Genomic DNA, 16,015 nt, shown 5'->3' with positions numbered 1-16,015 from the left:
TGCTTCAGTTGGAAAAGAGGGCGCGCCATAGCTTGCCCAGAAAGACCGCTACTTTGGATTTGCGCCTACCTGTCTGGGACTGCGAGCGGACACTCTGGGGCGCCGGGCGTTGCGGCTGAGCAGGTGAATGGGGGCGATTGTTCTGCGTTGGGCTAGTTTGCTGGAGCTGATGGCGAGGTGGTTGTGCCTGCACCGGACGGCTCTGCGCCGCTTGAGCTTGCGCCGTCGGCTGAGGTCGAGGTTGTGGCTGAGCGGGAACTGGACGAGGCGACACGACAGGCCGAGTGATCGGCGGCGGAGGTGTTGGGCGGCCTTGATTATTGCGCTCAGCTTGCTGACCCTTCTCGTAGCTTTCCCGAGCCATGCGCGTGAGTCTGTGTTTTTTGTGGCAGTCCTGGCACCAGACCTTGTGACCTTTTAGCGCCTTCTTGTCGACGAGGTTTTTTGAGGCTGTGATCGTCTTGTTGCACCTGCCACAGGCGACCTGGATCGGATCCCGGATAAAATAAAAGGAAGTCGGGAAGACTTCGTTCCCGAAGTACTTGCTCGCCACGTTGTAGCGATATCGGCTAAGTAGCTTGATCCATTCCTCTAGCGAGACGTGTTTCCTCTCGCGGAACGTATGCTGAAAAGCAACACGAACATCACGTTTCAAATGGTTCCAGATGGACTGCCAGATGCCTTCTGGAGCATTCTCCCCTGAGAAATTTTCCTTGTCGTCGAAATCGCGATACGGAAAATTCTTAGCCTTGATGTTTTCCGCCAGTGTCCCACCATTTTGCTGGGCATAGGGTGGCTTACCTGGAAACAGAATCATGAACAGCATCGTGGCCACGGCGAAAAGCTCATGCTCCTTGGTGCGCATGAACGTTTTGTAGTCGACGTTCTGAATTTCTGGGGCTGTAAACGTGACGGTACCGACAGGACACGGAAATCCTTCGATCTGAAAACTGTCCGTATCGACCATCCATAGCTTCTTGCTGTCCTGGGTGACCAACAAGTTGTGGGGGTTAATATCCCCCACGAGGATATTCATGCTGTGTAGGTAGCGAATGTGTTCGAGGAAGGCCAAGCACAGATTGAGCAGGTCAATCCGACCCCAACTTGGGAAATTGATCAAGAACTCAGGCTTGACGAAAACGCCTGAGAACAATGTTTTGCCCTGCGCCATGGGCATCAGATACCCCACGAACTCCGAGTGTTGATTGAACACCGCATCTGTCGGCCAGCAGATGCCTGGGCGCTCGATCCTCCTGGTAACCATCAGCTCGATCTTTTTACGCCTGAACACGGTGAGCTCTTCCGCGTGGTAAATCTTGCAGACCAGGCCAGGGTTTGAAGTTGCGTAAATAACGCCTTCGCCACCTTGGCTGATCTGCTTAGTCAGCTTCAGAGCCTTCCCGGCAGGTGTCGTTACCACTTCCCCAACGCCTGGCAGTGCTTTGCAGGGCAAGCGTTGCATTGCCACGCTCTTGGGAGTTCGGTGTAGGGTGAATGGCGTCAGCTCAACTGAGGGGGAAGCAGCAACAGGTTTCATCGTGGTCTGTCGAGCGGGCGTTGTGGATGGCCACTTGTGACAGGGCACACCGTTGGCTTTCGCTTGGGCCAACAAATGGTCGTCACATGTGACTAGCGTCATGCCGTATTGATTGGCCACCTCCAAGAGTCGACCCGCAGCGCTTTGGGCTGCGAATGTCTGGCGCTTGAGGATGTAGGCCGGGTCACCGTCAAAGATGAACTCAGCGAGCAAGTCGCCTTCGAAGATCGGTTCTTTGGTTGGGAACGCCTTCGCTTGCGAAGCATGGGTACCTTGGATCTGGCTCAGTACGCGCTCGGCATTGCGGCCCTGAGCGGAAGGCTGCGTCCGATAGTCAATCAGGATCGGTATCGCTTCCGCTAACAGAATCGGCACATTGTGTTTGTTACGGATGCTGGAGATGATGTCCGGGTGGTCAAGTAACACCCCTGCATCAATCAGCACTTTCTGGATTCTTGGTTCCGTCATAAAGCTTAGGCTTTGGCGTGATCTCGCTGGCGCACGCGGGGGTTGAGCATACCTCGATACCCTCGAGATAGAGCGTGTGATCTGGGCACTTTGATGTCAGAGGTGCTCAGCCCTCGCTGTTTTGTGACCCTTGTCACATTTTGAGCTTTGCGGGCCAGCTTCGCTTCGGCGCTCACGCCTTCTGCTCCATTTTTTCTTCACCATGAGTGGTAGGGCTGCGTCGCCCCTTCGACGTTAATTGTCTATTGTTGCGAGACGACCATAGTAATAGGACGTGGCCGGGTCTCGCTCTGGAAGGGACGACGGCAGGCTCAAAGCCCTGAACTTTTCGATTGCGTCCAATTCGGGTTTCTGATTGTCCCTGAGGCGCCAATAAAGTGAACTATATTTAAATAGTTGTAGCAGGTTGATGAAGTCATTGTTGCGCTCGAATGCTCCCCAAAGCACTCGGTGGCACTTTTCGTGTAGGTTGCTCAGGTTGTCATGGTGCAAGTGGTGGTAAATACTGATGAGGGCCGAGATTTCCTTAGATTCCAAAGAGCCTTTCACCTGGAGTAGCGTATCCGCATGGGCAAGAGTGGCGCGAATGTGGTTGTAAAGATCTTTGTGCTCATGGCAGTAATCAACGATAGCTTTTAAGGCATCGACCTTGGCCTGGTCTTCGGCCAATTCTTCCGCACGATCCAATGCGATATTCGAATAGAGCGTGCTAGCTTTAGTTTTTGCTTTTGCCTGAATTTTCGAAATCTCGGCTTCTTTGGTGGCTAGATTGCTGTTCTTGAGCGCAATATGCGCCGCTTGCATGGCAATGCTGCCCTTCGTCAGTTTCTCCGCTTGAGTGGCGTATTCCAAAGCATTCTTATGGTCTTTGCGAGCGGAGTAAATCATCGAAATATGCAGTTTTATCGAGCCTTCTAATTTAGGCTCTTTCAAATGTTCGAGGCAATCCAGCAGCATTTGCAATGCCTCGTCCTTGGCTGCCTTGGAGTCAAACATTCTTAATGACTGAGCGCATTGATAAATGAAATACCAATACAGATGCTTCTTTTCATTATCATCGAGCATGGGTTTCAATGAGATGTAGAGATCTTGTACGACCTTGTAATACGATTTCTTGCTCACGGTTGCGCAAAATTGAGAGGCTAGGTCAATGCCCACGGTACGCCACCGCGGATTTTTCGCGCCCTCAGCAACAATTTCAACAATGAAGTATTTTGCATTATTGATTTCCGATGATTTTTCGGTGATGTCACTGGCTTTGAAGATCAGGTGGAAGCTTGGCTTTTGCACCTCCCAGTCGTCGCCGAAATAGAGCTTGTACGCTTGGTTATTAATCTTGGCGACTTCTTTAGGCTTCGTTTCCTGAATGAGCCACTGCCGTACCGCGCGAGTGACGATCAGCCTTTTTTTGGATCCGCGGGTACCTGTGTGGCCAAGTTTGTCCTGATCCTCGACGTAGATGAAACCTTCGCGCTGGAGGATGACCACGTGGGCGATCGTATATTTCTTGGTTCTGTCAACGCGCTTGATGTTCTCCAGATACTCGCCGTATGGGAAAACCGATAAGCTTTTCAGTAGGGAGAAGGCGTAGCGTTTTTCGATTTCCTGGGAAGTTGCCAGCGCTTTGATGGAATCGCTAAACCGGCCTGCTAAATTGACCCGCGATCCGCTGCGTTCACTGATAACGTCTTCCAGCGATGCTACCACCAGCTTACCTAGGGCTTCCTTGATCAGCTGGGGAACACCAGTGGTGTGCTCATGGAGCTGGGTAAAGTCATCGTTGCCCAGGCCGCCTTGATAGAGCGGGTGCAATTCAATGTACGCTCTGGTATCTGCGCCATCTAGTGAAGTCAATTCAACGGCTTCATGTCGCCAATCGGGCAACGTGCGACTGATTACAATGATCTTTAGGCTTGGGCAGTACGATGTCAGAATATCAGTGATACCCCGCAGTTCAGAATGCAGCTTGCCCTTGTCTGTGCTGGAGTCAAAAGGAGCATCTTTGAGAATAAGATAGGGATGCTCTACCAGCGCTAACGAACTGCAGAAGGAGGCAAAGGAGTCCCCGATCAGTTCCTCGATCTGACTGGTGAACGAGGATTTGTCGATGAAATTACCGATGTTTACTGCGTAGACTTTAGGTGGTTTAGTTGACGCACGCTGAATCAGTGCAGCTACGAACTCCTCTTCACCCATGCCCCAATCTGCGGCCAACCATAGGCGCCGATGGTTTTTTAGGAGTTGCTCTGCTTGATAGTTTTCCCCGTGCCTCACTCCTTCGGCTTGTGGCGACGGCGTCAGAGTGAAATGGATGGCATCCAAGCTTGCAGCTTTCTCTCCTTGCTCCATCCGCTGGATCGGATTGCTGCCGGTGAGGTCGGGGTACGTCGGAGGGCTTTGATCGAGCAGGTGCGCGAACAGACCGTGTAGAAAAGGGTGCAAGCTTGAATGCTCGGAACCAAAGCCGACGGGTTCCACTATATTTTTCCAGGCCGGATCTGCTTTACGCTTGTTTACCTCTGAGTTTTTTACGAGAGCAAACGTCGCCGGTTTGGTAGATTGGAGCTCCTCCCTGAGCCAGCCTAGTGTTTTGTCGAAGTTTGGATCCTCGAAAGTACCGCCGCAGCCAACAAAGACCAGGTTTTGGAAGACGGTAAGATGCTGCTGGAAGAAATTGCGAGTGCTGCTTTTTATCGTATCCTGATAGTTCTGTTTGCTAAGGATACACGAAGTAGGTTTCTTCCAGTGCCCATGCAGGTGCAGGATCCCCTTTCGGTCACCTTTGAACCACTCAATGACCTCATCCGAGTCGGACATGTAAACGGGCATGAGTGTGGTGACGTCCTCTAGAAGCGAGTCGTAATTGAGGGTGCAAATCTTAACGCCAGCTTCGGACAAGGCTTTGATGGTTGCGGCTAACTCATTGTTGCGCACCTCGATTTCACCGAACTCTTTCTTGAGCCAGGCGGTGTAGTCAAAGGCGTCTCCTTCCGACAGGATATCCGACAGAAGTCCCGCCACGTGAAGTATCTCAGTTGTGCTGGGAGCACCTTCCAGAAGAGCGAGCCAGGTATCAGCTTTGGTTTGCGTGATCTTGTCGAGATCTACTGCATAGCTGAAGCCACTGCGAATCAATCCAATCCAGGACAATTGTTTGTAGTCACCGTTGGTCAGCGCCATGCTCAATCCTGTTCCGATCACAAGGATGGTGTCCTTAGTGGGTTTGATTCGCTTTATTGCCGCTTCCAACTCAACCGCAGGGTGATTCATGTCCATGTGAGAGATCCGAGAGAAAATTGAAGGAAATGAGTGAGCGTTCATGCAGGTCGCCGTTGCCCTAACATTTCAAGGTGGCCGACTAACGACTGGCCATAGGCGTGCTGTCCTTCTTCATAATGGGGCGGTCTCAGCGGCGGGCTTGGGTTTACGCCACACCATGACCAACTGAGCGTCATCTGGAGCGGATGCATTCACAAAGCCCGCATGCTCTGCGGCTTTACGTGACGCGATGTTTGATTTGCGCATGTGGGCGAAGATGATGTCGTGCTGACTTTCCTGGCAGCACAGCTCATAGGCTGTACGACCGATTTGCCGACCTTGACTGGGGCGGTTCAAAAAGACATGAAAAGAGGCGTGAAGGCCTCTTTGAGGGTCTTCGACCATATTGATGTAGGCTGTGCCTGCCCGTTTCCCTTCAGCGAGGATAATCCATGCCTCTCCGCCAGGCCCGCCACCATGATCGCGGGTTCCTGGGGTGCGAACGAAGTGGACATGTTCACGGGCAATCGGGCCGAGCTTGGATTTCGCGGGCACGGCGGGTGGCTTCGGCGTTTTGCGAGGCGTCGCCCGTGCTTTCGATTCTTTTACCGGTCTTGCCACGGTGCCTCTCCTAAACCCGACAGAAGACGGTCACAGCTTGGCTCCCAGAACTCGGCAGGGAAGAAGCCAGGCGAGAACGCGATCACGATATCTGCAAGTCGATCCAGAAGGTTGTGCCGGCGTAATGCATCGATCAGGTTGTCGATCATCAGTAATACGCAGGGTAGCGATACGTCCAGTGGGCCCGGCTGTTCAATGTGATCGCTGTCTCCATCGTAGCGATTGCAGAAGTAGTCCATATCTATGTGCAGCAGAATGGCGGCATCGCTTGCACTCAAGCCTTCAAGCCAAGCATCTAGGTCGGACGTAAAACGATAGCGCCCCTTGCCTGCACCGGGCGCGTCCTCCTCCAACGAAACAACGAGCCTCCTCGCAGAAGGATCTAGCAGGGAATCGGCATCGGTTTTGAGCTTGATCACCGAATCAATCGTTCCGATGCACTTCGGTGCTTGGCAGAGGTGACGCACGTCAGTCAGGGGGTAGCGGTGGAGGAATGGTGTGAGGAAGCTTCCCATGCCTAATGCACCGCTATGGATGGCGCGAGTGATCGACTCGGGCTTCAGAAGGTCGATTTGCCGGTTATCAATGGGATCCAACCATGCGGCAGACTCCATGAATATCCGAGGCGCACCTAGATCCATATGGTCATCAACATGGAGCACGACGACTTCGCAAGATTTCGGCTGCTTTGCAAGCCATTCGCTCCAGCTCTCCAGTGTCCAGGTGTCATTGAGCGACAGCAGCACTTTGCCCCTGCGCTTACGTGCTGCCGACATGTCCTGGTACCGAAGTTGTCCACCCCACCAAGCAAGCCCCTCTTCAAGTCGAGGATCCACGTAGCGGTAGGGGTCGTCAGACCAATACAAACTCAATGACCATTGATTACCAACCTGCGTGGCCACTGCGTCCTTGTCGCAAAAGTAGTCGCGTAGTTGCCCGTGTCGGATCTGAGGGTCAGTTGACAGTCTGGAGAGCGGAATGGTCAGGGTTCGACTCATACTGCTGATCACCTTCAAGAGCTGCTCGTTGGAGAACATCGACTAGGTTCTGCCCCATAACAGTCAAAGGGCAACTTTGCAGTGTGACAAACGCTTGGCTGAGATGCAGATCAGTATCTGCGAGCTGGTTGACCGCCCGCGAATTGAGCTGAGCGGGCCCGTGATCTCTTACATGCAACCAGAACCGCCGAAGCTCAACGAATACGAACACAGCATGCAGTAAGCCAGAAGGTGGGCGCAGATCTTCTCGCCATGGCGAGACGACCTGGGCAGAGGTGCGTTCTACCGTCGGTGCAAAGCGCTCGAGCAGATACAGTTTTTGGTGGCGATGTTCGTGGATCAACGAATCAGCCAGATCGTAGGGATCAATCAGTCGATCTCCCTGCGAGATGGACACATACAACGCGCCAGGGACTGAGTTATCGCTGAAAGAAACGATCTTGCGAGGATCCGCTGAAGGATCTCGTACGAACTGAACAGCGCTGCAGGCTTTTAGAATCTCCGCAGCCAACGCCGGTCGCCAGGCCCGGACAATCTCTAGCGCCTGGTTGACCAGCTCGACACCAGCCGGGGTCAACTCCTCACTTTCGAAATAGATGGATGTGCCAAAAGGGGCTCTGAGCCAGAGATCGTTTTTGGCTATGGCCAGTTCAGAACAAGGGGGAAGCTGCCCAGCATGTCGAACGAGATTGCTCAGATAAGCAGTGTTGATATCGATCGGCTGGCCGTCGACTGCAAACAAGGCGTGCCCTCGATGCCGCGCGAGGACGGCGCTGGCCCAAGCGATCGACCCGGGTAATGCGGCGATATGTTCAAAGCGAGTGCCGTCTAGAGACAGCAGTTGAACCGCGCAGTCGTCATCAGCGTAAAGTTGCAATGCGTCCCGCATGCGCTGCACGGCATCGACCAAAGCACTGTAGTAGAGGTGCGACAGATGAGTGGCAGCGTTCTCAGCCAGTTCAAACTCATCCAGAACGAATGCATCCGGCAGAGGCTGCGTAGTTTCATCTTCTGAACAAAGCGCTAGGTGTTCGCTCAGACGTTGGCTGATATGCCTCACCAGGCGCTTCATTTCGTTGCAGTACACGGTTGGATTGACAAATCCGTTCTCAGCGAAGCGGTGGGGGAGGGATCCACCACCGCAAATGTCGACTATCTCGCAGGACTTGCAGGTGTCACACAATCCTTCTTTGCGCAAAAACCGACGATGCTGAGCTATTGCCGTAGAGTGTGCGACTTCGGAAATGGGCGTGTCCACAACGGTACCTACTAGGCGTGTTGCTCCGTCTTGGGTCACCTTTAGGACATCGAGATCGTGGTAACTGCCGTCCGTTTCGATCGACAACAGGCTAACATCACCGAAGCCAAATGCGTCTGTCCCGGAGGGTAAGCCTGAGCAGACATCTAGCAAGGCCTCGAACGTCCTCAACGGAATATGGGCATAGTGGTCAAACCACACATCAAAGGCGTTCACCAGCCACTGCTCATACAGCCCGGGATTCTGATTTCGACCGGGAGGTGGACGCAGCCAATGGGCATCAGGCAGCAGGAAGTCCAGGCGTGGGATGGTGAACTGGTTGAAATACTCGAACATTTCCGTCGCGCTTGTGGACGCATCCACGACGGCAATCACGCCTGCGAAAATGGATGGATACTGTTCAAGCCGCTTCAGGGCCTCCTCGGTAGCTTCGAAGCTGGAACGCCCTTTTCTCGTCAAACGATGTTTGTCGTTTGCGGCGCGCGGGCCATCCAGGCTCAGAGATACACCAATGTCTGCTGCTGCAAGGATGTCGAGCGCCTCTTGAGTCAGCAGCAATCCATTAGTTTGCATGCTGACATCAACCTGGATGGTGCATTGCTTGCGGAGCAGGGCTGCGAAGTCGGCCAGTATCTGCGCTCCGGCCAATAGCGGCTCCCCCCCATGGAGAATGACTGCGCAATGCTTGAGATCAGCGGCCTGGATGTATTCTGCGAGCCGGCGGGCAAATGCCTCGCGATGCTCGAGGCAGAGGAACTTGGGCATGGAGCGCCAACTCTGATCCGCGTGGTGGTAGACGTAGCAATAATCGCAATCGAGGTTGCATCGCGATGCCACCTTAACCAAAAACGACGAGAACTTAGCGGCGTCCATGCAGGTGACTCACGAACGGTTGTGACGGTGGTGCATGCGGTCGTAGCTGGTAATGACTTGGCCGACATCCGACTCGGTCAGTACGCGAGAGCGCAGGCGCTGGATTGCAGGGTTGGTGCTTTGGCCTTTGGACAAGCTTTGGCGGATAGTCGACGAGGTCGACTCGTCAATTTTCAGTGCTGCTGACGACATCATTGAGCTCCATTGCATATTGATGTGCCAGCATGATCACCGACCCCCTCATGACAATTCAAGATGTGGATCCAATCAACGATAGGGGGGCGGGATCGCGTTTTTTACCGGGTTTTTCTAAGAAAATAATGCGCATTGAGCCGAATAAGACCGCAATCCAAGCTCAAAATGAGATTCTTTTAAAATTTGTAAGTGAATATTTCTTTAGTGAGTGGGCCTGATTTTGCCAATAGCTGGCTCGTTGGTCTTATCGGGCCAAGGAGGGCGGGCCTTGGCATTGCATTGGTGCCTCACTCAGCTAACGTAGGCTCTGTACGAAATCCCGAGAATCCTAATCGTCGCTCCTCCAGCGCTGAGGTTTTGTAGAGTCACGCGCCATTAACGGAAAGGAATTCTGTGATGGCAAGGCGCTACGAACTCACGGACGAGGCCTGGGATGTGTCTCCGATCTCTTCATCGAAACCCATGGCCGAGGCCGGCCCCGACTAAGCAACCGCCTGATGCTCGATAGCGTGCTGTGGGTGCTTTACTCGGGTGCTGCATGGCGAGATATGCCTGAGCGCTTCGGCCCATGGTCAACGGCGTATCAACGGTTTCGGGGCTGGCGAAACCAAGGGACTTTCGAGCAGATGCTCAAACGTCTGCATCCGAGATTGAATGAGCAAGGCTTGATCGATCTGCAAACCTGGATGATCGACTCAACCGCAGTACAGGCAACCCCAAGCCTCATCTGGCGCCGGGAAAAAAGGGGGGCTGACGAGCCTGCCGATCATGCTCTAGGTCGCAGTCACGGCTGCCTGACTACCAAAGTCCACATGCTTTGCGACGCCAACGGAACACCGCTGCGCTTTCTCCTCTCCGGCGGTCAAGCCAGTGACATCAGCTACGCACAACCACTGTTGGACGAGGTCAGCACTCCATCGAGCCAACGTGGCCGCCCGCGCAAGCGCTGCAAATGGCTGCTCGCCACTGCGACCGTCATCCCGTTGCGCTCGATGAAGCGCAAGCTCAAGCCTGGCTTACCAAGACTGTTTGACCGGCCCAAATACCGACAGCGCAACATCATCGAGCGCATGTTTGGCTGGCTGAAAGAGAACCGCCGAATAGTGACCCGCTTCAACAAGCTCGCGAAAAGTTATGCCGCGATGGTCTCACTGGCTTGCTCCATGCGGTATTTGCGACATCTCTTTTCGTACAGGGCCTAACAAGCATGCACGAAGCCCCTAAAGACTGTCAGGGTCGCCGAAGAACATCTGAATCCTCGACCTCAACCATTTCTCCCCCGGATCGTTATCCTGCGCGCCCCGCCAGGCCATGTGCAGCTCGAAGGTGCGCGTTTCCAGCGGCAGTTCCTCGGCGCGCAGGCCGCCGGCGGCGGTGAGGATGTCGGCGGTGTAGTCCGGTACCGTGGCGACGATGTCCGTCCCGGTCAGCAGACTGCCGAGGCCGTTGAACTGCGGTACCGCCAGCACCACATGGCGCTGGCGCCCCAGCTTGGCCAGTTCCTCGTCGATGAAGCCGCTCAGGTCTCCGGCGAACGACACCAGGGCGTGCGGCCGTTTGCAGAAGTCATCCAGGCTCAACGAGCCCGGTACGCTATCGGCCCGCAGCAGCTTGGGCTTGCTGCGGCGCAGTACCTTGCGCTTGGCATTGGCCGGCAGGTCGTCGGTGTAGCTGACCCCCACCGAGATTTCCCCGGATGCGAGCAGCCCTGGCATCAGCAGGTAGTTGACCCTTCGGACCACCAGCACCACCCCCGGCGCTTCGGCGCGTATGCGCTTGAGCAGCGACGGCAGCAGGGCGAATTCGGCGTCGTCGGACAGGCCGATGCGGAACACCGAGGTACTGGTGGCCGGGTCGAAATCGGCGGCGCGGCTGACGGCGGTGGAAATGGAGTCCAGCGCCGGGGAGAGCAGGGCGAAGATTTCCTGTGCCCGCGCCGAAGGCTCCATGCTGCGCCCGGTCCTGACGAACAGCGGGTCGTCGAACAGGGTGCGCAAGCGCGACAGCGCTGCACTGATCGCCGGCTGTCCGAGAAACAGTTTCTCCGCGGCGCGGGTGACGCTGCGTTCATGCATCAGGGTCTCGAAGACGATCAATAGATTGAGATCGACGCGGCGCAGGTCGTTTCGGTTCATCGGCTTCGCTTCAGTGGCGGGTAGGGCGGGGGTGCTTCCTGCGGGTAAAGGCTGTTACCCTGCGGCACAGATTATGGCTGCGTGCCAGTCTACGGCAAGCACCGTAGCATGAGCCCAATCGATGACAAGCATGTCGACTATTAATGACCACTGATGGTCTAACCGTGAAAGCCCCGATAGAGTTCAGGGCATTAGAGGTTCACTAGGCGAGGTTTGCGATGTCCCGCATGATCCGTTTCCACAAGTTCGGTCAGGCCGAGGTGCTCAAGATCGAGGAGCTGCCCGTGCCTGCGCCGGCTGCCGGGGAGGTGCAGATTCGCGTCCAGGCGATTGGCGTCAGTTGGTACGACGTGCTCTGGCGGCAGAACCTGGCACCGTCCCAGGCGCGCCTGCCGGTCGGTATCGGCCATGAAATGGCCGGTGTGGTGACCGCGGTGGGCGAGGGCGTCGACGACCTGGCCGTGGGCGACAAGGTCGCCAGTTTTCCGGCCACCAGCCCCAACGAGCATCCGGTCTACGGCGAGATCATCGTGCTGCCGCGCACGGCACTGACCCGCTACCCGGACATCCTCAGCCCGATCGAGGCCAGCGTGCACTACACGCCGTTGCTCATGGCTTACTTCGCCTATGTCGACCTGGCTCGCGCCAGGGCCGGGCAGACCGCGCTGATCACCGACGCCAGCCACTGCGCCGGGCCTTCGTTCGTGCAGTTGGGCAAGGCCCTGGGCCTGAAGGTGATCGCCGCCACCCGCGAGGCCGACGAGCGCGAGCCCCTGCTCAAGCTGGGTGCCGACAAGGTGATCGTCACCGAGGAGCAGGACCTGCTCATGCAGATCAACAAGTACACCGACAACCGCGGTGTCGATATGGTCCTCGACGGTCTCGGCGGGCCGCAGATGTCGCTGCTCGGCGATGTTCTGGCGCCGCGCGGCAGCCTGGTGCTGTACGGCCTGCAGGGTGGCAACCAGACGCCATTCCCGGCCTGCGCCGCGTTCCAGAAGAACATCCAGTTCTTCGTCCACTGCATCAGCAACTTCACCGGCAAGCCGGAGCTGGGCATTACTCAGGACCAGGTCGCCCTGCACCGCGCGCTGCGGGATATCAACCAGTTCACCGCAGACCGTCAGTTGCTGCCGCAGATCATCCAAGTCTATCCGTTCGAGCAGGTCGTGGAAGCCCACCGGCACATGGACGAATGCCCTTGCGGCGGACGTGTCGTGTTGCAATTGCCGGACGCCTGATACCTGCTGTTGTCACCCTCCCTGTCGTGCCCGAGCATCTGCTCGGGCTTTTTGTGAATATCGCTTTCTTAAATTTCAGAAATTTCCTATCAGTCTTATAGGGACTAAGGACATGGCTTGGGCTATGTTGTTCCTGTCGGAATGCAAGTACGGCAGTGTCCGTAGAATTACCTTTGGTTGTGCGCAAATCACCGTACACAACGTGACACGTACTTCTTCGCTACCAGAAATTGTTCTGCCCTTTGTCTCAAGGAGCGAGATATGCCCGTTGAATTTGCCGGCCGGGCCGCAGCCCTGGCAGCGTTGCCCGCTATCGGCCGCAGGAAGGTTGCATCGCGACGCCCTACAACTTGCACATTGATTTTGTAGGGGCGTAGGAAGTTTCCTTCAATCGAGTTGCTGTGCCTTCCGGTAATACTTACGTTGAACTTCGCGTATGTACTTTTCGGTTGGCCATCAAGTTTTTAATGGTTGCGAAAATTATCAGGGAAATGAATATGGGCGCGATTCACGACCAGGCCATGCAGTATGTCTATCAGCAAGTGTTGCAACGGGTGCTGGAACGCATGACCCAGGGGCAGCGTGCCTCCTTGCAGCTGCTGATCCAGCGCTTGCTGGTAATTGCCGGCGGCCTGGAGTGCATCGGCGGGCTCAAGGTGATGCTGGTGCACACCGGCAGCCAGGACAGCACCCAGAGCCTGGCCTTTCTACGCGCAGCGCAACTGACCCTGGCGGCGCGCTCGCCAGGTACCTTCACCCTGCGTATCGCCACCGCGCGGCACAGTGATATGCCAACGGTGGTGCTGAGTAATATCGAACGCGCCTTCGCCGCGCTGGTGGTGCATGACGATCCACGGATCGAACTGCTGATGCTGGAGGACGGCCAGGTTCGTGCCTTCGATGCGCGCCAGCCGATCTGTCGCAGCCAACAGCAGGCCGACCGGCACGCGGTGCTGATGGCCGGGCACCTCACCGGTGGTGATGGGCGCATGGCCTTGGGCCACCGCCATTACCTGGACCTGGCCGACCTGCATCGTCTCGGCGCCGCCTGGAACGGTGGGGTGGATGTGCTGATCAGCGGCACGCCGGGCCGCGAGCGCAAGCGCTTCATGGCCACTGCCCTGCGCATGATGCGTGCGGTCGGGGTGCCGCGGGTGCGGCCGGTCGAAGCCTTTCCCCGGGCGTTGTTCGAGGTGGTCGCGGGGATCCGCGACGAGTACCGCATGCCCCGGCCCCAGGACAGTACGGCCGAGGCCAAGGGGTTCGACACGCGTCAGCGCATGCCGCGCTTCATCGCCATCGACGACCTGACCTACGACCCGGCCTGCGGCCATGGCCGCCTGCTCGCCGAACTGTTGCGCTTCGAGCATGACCCATGGGCTTTCGGCTTCCCCCGTTGCGAAGTCGGCAATCCCTTGCTGCGCATGCACCTTGCCGGGCTGCGCAGGGAGTTCATCGAGGACGGCAGTTACCAGGACAGCCTGGACCTGTACCTGCAGCGCAGCGAGGCGGGAATGCAGGACCAGGGGTTGCCGGCGGTCCTGCGCGAGGATCTGCTCGGACCCTGGCGAGAGACTGAAGACCTGCAGCAGGTGCGCCGTCTGGCCGGGGACTTCGCCTCACAGGCCTGGGGTGTCAGCGAGGCGCAATGGGTATGCCTTCTGTTTGCGCCGATCGTCGAGCAAGGCCGGCGCCTGGAGGATTTCCTGCGTCGCTGCCACCCCGGCATGCTGGTTGCGCTGCCGTACCTGCACAAGGCCCTGCAAGGGCAGCCGGCCACCGATCCGGTGATGCAGTGGCTGACGGGAACCACCGGGTTGCCGATGGAGACATTGCGGGCGCTGTATCGCAGGTCGCCCCTGGTGGGTCCGGCAAGATAGAACACGCGACGCGGGTTAGCGTGACGTTCGGCCCAAGCCATGGCTCCAGGCGAACCGGTACACCTGATCCGGCGCCGCCGCCTCGCACTTGCGGTTATCCGCATCGCCGCCCACCACATACCAGCGTGCCCGCGAGGTATCGCCCAGCTTGCGTGCCTTGCCGACATCGAAGCAGCGCTGCAGCCCGGTCTCCGGCAGCAGGGCGAAGGTACCCGGATGCTGGCGCATCCAGAACAGCGCGTTCTCGGTGGTGGAGCGGGCAAAACCGAAATGCACGATCGGCTGCCGGGCGAACAGCCAGTGCCCCTCGCGCCACTGCACCAGCGCCAGCTCGGCGCCGCCGGTAACCTCGGCTGCTTCGGCCATAAGGGTCTCATGGGGATTGCGCCCTTCCTTGAAGGGTTCCACCACGCCGCGCATGAACCACAGGGCGAACCACACCACCGCCAGCATGATGAACACCTTGCGCCACGCCGCGCGGCCCTGGAACCAGCGCCCCAGCACCCACGGCAGCACCGGCGCAATCGCCAGCACCAGGCCGGGCAGGGCGGGGAAGATGTACAACTTGCGCTTGCCACTGCTCAGGCTGAAGAACAGCAGCACCAGCACGACCCAGCCAAGCAGTACCAGAAAGCGCCCGTCGTGCTTGCGCAGTTGTCGGCGCCACGCCGGTATCGTCCACGGCAGGACCAGGAGCAGCGGTAGCCAGTACTTGGGAATCACGCTGCTGAAGAAGTACCAGAACGGCTCGCGATGGTCCCAGGCATTGGTGTAGCGGGCAGCGGTCTGGCGCAGGAGGATCTCCTTAAGGTAGGCCAGTTCCGCCGCACCCCCGCCATGGGCGATCGATGCCAGCAAGGGCAGCAGCCAGAACGCACAGCCACCCAGCACGCAGACCAGCCCCAGTGCCCAGCGCCAGCCCTGGCCGGGCATGATCGTCACACCGGACCAGCGCCGATGCACAGCCCAGGCGTAGGGCAGCAGCATCAACGCCGGAAGGAAGCCAACGCCCTTGCTGATGATGCCCAGGCCCATCGCCACGCAGCCCGCATGGAACCAGCCCCAGGCCGGCCCCAGCAACAGATGCCTGATCAGCCCGTAAAAGCCCAGGGCCACCCACAGGCAGAGAAAACTGTCGATCTGCCCGGTGCGCAGGATGCTGTAGCTCTGGTAGGTGGCGAGGAACAGCAGCGCGGCGATGCGTCCGACGCGGCGGTTCCACAGGCGCCGGCCAAGGTCGTAGAGCACTGCGGTGATGGTCGCCGCCGACAACAGCCCCGGCAGGTACAGAGCGACCTTGGGCAGCCCGGTCAGCACGGTGAAGAGCGCCACCGTCCACATGAACAGGGGCGGCTTGTCGCCATAGATCTCCCCCGCACGATGAGGGATGAACCAGTCGCCGTTCTGCAGCATTTCCAGGGCGACGCCCAGGAAGCGTTCTTCATCCACGTTCATCGGCTGGCGCCAGCCGATCCCGGCGCCAATCAGCAGCACGGCAAGGATGACCAGGGCCAAGCCTTCGCCCCTGGCGGTTGCGAACCTGGACATCGG

12 protein-coding genes are annotated in these 16,015 nt (G+C 57.4%); 4 read left to right on the top strand and 8 right to left on the bottom strand.

What is annotated here, in order from left to right:
• Positions 1 to 4: 4 nt before the first annotated feature.
• From ACKLLE_RS02040 to yhhA, 6 genes are all read right to left on the bottom strand, one after another.
• A complete protein-coding gene (locus ACKLLE_RS02040; protein WP_420056606.1) occupies positions 5 to 1,981 on the bottom strand; it encodes a protein kinase domain-containing protein in 1,977 nt (658 codons plus the stop codon).
• 258 nt (positions 1,982 to 2,239) lie between these two features.
• Positions 2,240 to 5,281 (bottom strand): SIR2 family protein, encoded by a 3,042-nt coding sequence (locus ACKLLE_RS02035; RefSeq protein ID WP_420056605.1) that lies wholly within the window; start codon positions 5,279 to 5,281, stop codon positions 2,240 to 2,242.
• Positions 5,282 to 5,395: 114 nt separating this feature from the next.
• The gene (locus ACKLLE_RS02030) at positions 5,396 to 5,884 is read right to left on the bottom strand and encodes a GNAT family N-acetyltransferase (RefSeq protein WP_420056604.1); all 489 of its coding nucleotides are present in this window, start codon (positions 5,882 to 5,884) and stop codon (positions 5,396 to 5,398) included.
• Positions 5,869 to 6,882, bottom strand: coding sequence for a hypothetical protein (locus ACKLLE_RS02025; protein ID WP_420056603.1), 1,014 nt, complete (start codon positions 6,880 to 6,882; stop codon positions 5,869 to 5,871). The genes ACKLLE_RS02030 and ACKLLE_RS02025 overlap by 16 nt, the downstream gene beginning before the upstream one ends.
• A complete protein-coding gene (gene yhhB / locus ACKLLE_RS02020) occupies positions 6,839 to 9,013 on the bottom strand; it encodes a cyclophane-forming radical SAM/SPASM peptide maturase YhhB (protein ID WP_420056602.1) in 2,175 nt (724 codons plus the stop codon). The genes ACKLLE_RS02025 and yhhB overlap by 44 nt, the downstream gene beginning before the upstream one ends.
• A 9-nt stretch (positions 9,014 to 9,022) precedes the next feature.
• Positions 9,023 to 9,205, bottom strand: a complete 183-nt coding sequence (yhhA, locus tag ACKLLE_RS02015) for a YhhA family cyclophane-containing RiPP (protein WP_374046954.1) — start codon at positions 9,203 to 9,205, stop codon at positions 9,023 to 9,025.
• Between the two features lie 32 nt (positions 9,206 to 9,237).
• Between yhhA and ACKLLE_RS02010 the strand changes: the two genes are divergently transcribed.
• Both ACKLLE_RS02010 and ACKLLE_RS02005 read left to right on the top strand, forming a co-directional pair.
• Positions 9,238 to 9,426 (top strand): hypothetical protein, encoded by a 189-nt coding sequence (locus ACKLLE_RS02010; protein WP_420056601.1) that lies wholly within the window; start codon positions 9,238 to 9,240, stop codon positions 9,424 to 9,426.
• A 279-nt stretch (positions 9,427 to 9,705) separates the two neighbouring features.
• On the top strand, positions 9,706 to 10,410 hold the full coding sequence (locus ACKLLE_RS02005) for an IS5 family transposase (protein ID WP_420056600.1): 705 nt from the start codon (positions 9,706 to 9,708) through the stop codon (positions 10,408 to 10,410).
• A gap of 18 nt (positions 10,411 to 10,428) precedes the next feature.
• Here the strand turns inward: ACKLLE_RS02005 and ACKLLE_RS02000 are convergent, their stop codons facing one another.
• Positions 10,429 to 11,343 carry a LysR family transcriptional regulator gene (locus ACKLLE_RS02000; protein WP_009406938.1) on the bottom strand — a complete coding sequence of 305 codons (915 nt, stop codon included), beginning with the start codon at positions 11,341 to 11,343 and terminating at the stop codon, positions 10,429 to 10,431.
• A gap of 218 nt (positions 11,344 to 11,561) precedes the next feature.
• Between ACKLLE_RS02000 and ACKLLE_RS01995 the strand changes: the two genes are divergently transcribed.
• Positions 11,562 to 12,584 (top strand): zinc-dependent alcohol dehydrogenase family protein, encoded by a 1,023-nt coding sequence (locus tag ACKLLE_RS01995; protein WP_009406939.1) that lies wholly within the window; start codon positions 11,562 to 11,564, stop codon positions 12,582 to 12,584.
• A gap of 497 nt (positions 12,585 to 13,081) precedes the next feature.
• The gene (locus ACKLLE_RS01990) at positions 13,082 to 14,464 is read left to right on the top strand and encodes a hypothetical protein (RefSeq protein ID WP_420056599.1); all 1,383 of its coding nucleotides are present in this window, start codon (positions 13,082 to 13,084) and stop codon (positions 14,462 to 14,464) included.
• A gap of 15 nt (positions 14,465 to 14,479) precedes the next feature.
• On the opposite strand, the gene ACKLLE_RS01985 is transcribed toward ACKLLE_RS01990, so the two are convergent.
• Positions 14,480 to 16,012 carry an ArnT family glycosyltransferase gene (locus ACKLLE_RS01985; RefSeq protein ID WP_420056598.1) on the bottom strand — a complete coding sequence of 511 codons (1,533 nt, stop codon included), beginning with the start codon at positions 16,010 to 16,012 and terminating at the stop codon, positions 14,480 to 14,482.
• Positions 16,013 to 16,015 lie beyond the last annotated feature (3 nt).

The organism is Pseudomonas bharatica, from assembly GCF_048586865.1.
Taxonomy (GTDB): Bacteria; Pseudomonadota; Gammaproteobacteria; order Pseudomonadales; family Pseudomonadaceae; genus Aquipseudomonas; species Aquipseudomonas bharatica.
Note: the sequence above shows the minus strand (reverse complement) of the source record. Positions and strands in the feature narration are given on the sequence as shown.